The 1,991-nt window shown below is 63.0% G+C and carries 2 protein-coding genes; both read left to right on the top strand.

Annotation, left to right across the window (positions count from 1 at the left end; genetic code table 11):
- The coding region (locus CFN78_RS28315; protein WP_094866378.1) for a DUF485 domain-containing protein at positions 1-267 on the top strand (267 nt) is incomplete at its 5' end.
- Entirely contained in the window at positions 264-1,871 is a 1,608-nt protein-coding gene (locus CFN78_RS28310; protein WP_094866377.1) for a solute symporter family protein, read from the top strand. The genes CFN78_RS28315 and CFN78_RS28310, both read left to right, overlap by 4 nt.
- Positions 1,872-1,991 lie beyond the last annotated feature (120 nt).

The following is a 1,991-nucleotide window of genomic DNA, read 5'->3' as shown; positions in this document are numbered from 1 at the left end:
GAGTTGAAGCGGCGCCTGCGGGTGTTCGTGTTCCCGATGACGGGTTTGTTTTTGGTTTGGTATTTGTTGTATGTGTTGTTGGCGGATTATGCGCATGGGTTTATGTCGACGAAGGTTGTGGGGAATATTAATGTTGGGTTGATTTTGGGGTTGTTGCAGTTTGTGTCGACGTTTGTGATTACTGGGTTGTATGTGCGGTATGCGAATCGGAAGTTGGATCCGATCGCGGACAGGATCCGTGGTGAGATCGAGGGGGAGGCGAAGTGATTCTCGCTGAGGGTGTCGAGGGGTCGAACCCGGTTCTGAACATCAGCATTTTCGCCGCGTTTGTGGTGGTGACGTTGGTGGTGGTGTTCCGGGCGTCGCGGAACACGAAGACGGCGTCGGATTATTATGCGGCGGGTCGGGCGTTCACGGGTCCGCAGAATGGTGTGGCGATCGCGGGTGATTATTTGTCCGCGGCGTCGTTTTTGGGGATCGCGGGTGCGATCGCGTTGAACGGGTATGACGGGTTTTTGTACTCGATCGGTTTCCTGGTGGCGTGGCTGGTGGCGTTGCTGCTGGTGGCGGAGTTGTTGCGCAACACCGGGAAGTTCACGATGGGTGATGTGCTGGCGTTCCGGATGCGGCAGCGTCCGGTGCGGGCGGCGGCGGCGACCTCGACGCTGGCGGTGTCGTTTTTCTATCTGCTGGCGCAGATGGCGGGCGCGGGGATCCTGGTGTCGCTGCTGCTGGGCATTTCCTCCGGTGTCGGTCAGGCTGTGGTGATCTCGGTGGTCGGCGTGGTGATGATCATTTATGTGCTGGTGGGTGGCATGAAGGGCACCACCTGGGTGCAGATCATCAAGGCGACGTTGTTGATCGCGGGTGCGTTCGTGATGACGGTGTGGGTGCTGGGCAAGTACGGGTTCAACCTCTCGGCGTTGCTCGGTGGCGCGGTGGAGCGTGCTGACGGTGCGGGGGAGGCGTTGCTCAACCCGGGCGCGAAGTACGGGGTGTCGGAGACCAGCAAGATCGATTTCCTGTCGCTGGGGATCGCGCTGGTGCTGGGCACCGCCGGGTTGCCGCACGTGCTGATGCGGTTCTACACGGTGCCCACCGCCAAGGACGCCCGTAAGTCGGTGGTGTGGGCGATCGGGTTGATCGGCCTGTTCTACCTGTTCACCCTGGTTCTGGGGTATGGGGCGGGAGCGCTGGTCGGTAAGGACGCGATCTCCGCGGCACCGGGCGGGGAGAACTCCGCGGCACCGTTGCTGGCTCAGGAACTGGGCGGGCCGCTGTTGCTGGGGTTCATCGCGGCGGTGGCGTTCGCGACGATCCTGGCCGTGGTCGCCGGGCTGACCATCACCGCCTCGGCTTCCTTCGCCCACGACGTCTACGCCAACGTGATCAAGAAGGGCAAGGTCGAGGACCCGAACGCCGAAGTGCGGGTCGCCCGGATCACCGCGCTGGTCATCGGCGCGGTCGCGATCGCGGGCGGGATCCTGGCCAAGGACCAGAACGTGGCGTTCCTGGTCGCGCTGGCCTTCGCCGTGGCCGCCTCGGCGAACCTGCCCACCATCCTGTACTCGCTGTTCTGGAAACGGTTCAACACCTCCGGGGCCCTGTGGTCGATCTATGGTGGGCTCGGCGCCACGGTCATCCTGATCGTGTTCTCCCCCGCCGTGTCCGGCACACCGAAGTCGATGATCAAAACCGCCGACTTCGCCTGGTTCCCCCTGCAGAACCCCGGCCTGGTGTCCATCCCGCTCTCGTTCTTCCTCGGCTGGCTGGGCACCGTCCTGTCCAAAGACCACAACCAGAAGAAATACGCCGAAATGGAAGTCCGCTCCCTCACCGGAGCAGGAGCCGAAAAAGCAACCGACCACTAACACCCGACACCTACAGCGCAGGGCCGCCACCGGCACCAGCCGGAGGCGGCCCTGCGCCACGTCCGACGGGTTCACACGCGTCCAACGCGGTCACATGGAACGATGGTGAGGTGGTGAACC

Origin of the sequence: Amycolatopsis antarctica, assembly GCF_002262875.1 — a bacterium.
GTDB lineage: Bacteria > Actinomycetota > Actinomycetes > Mycobacteriales > Pseudonocardiaceae > Amycolatopsis > Amycolatopsis antarctica.
The sequence above is the reverse complement of the archived record's forward strand: the minus strand, read 5'-3'. Positions and strand labels throughout refer to the sequence as shown.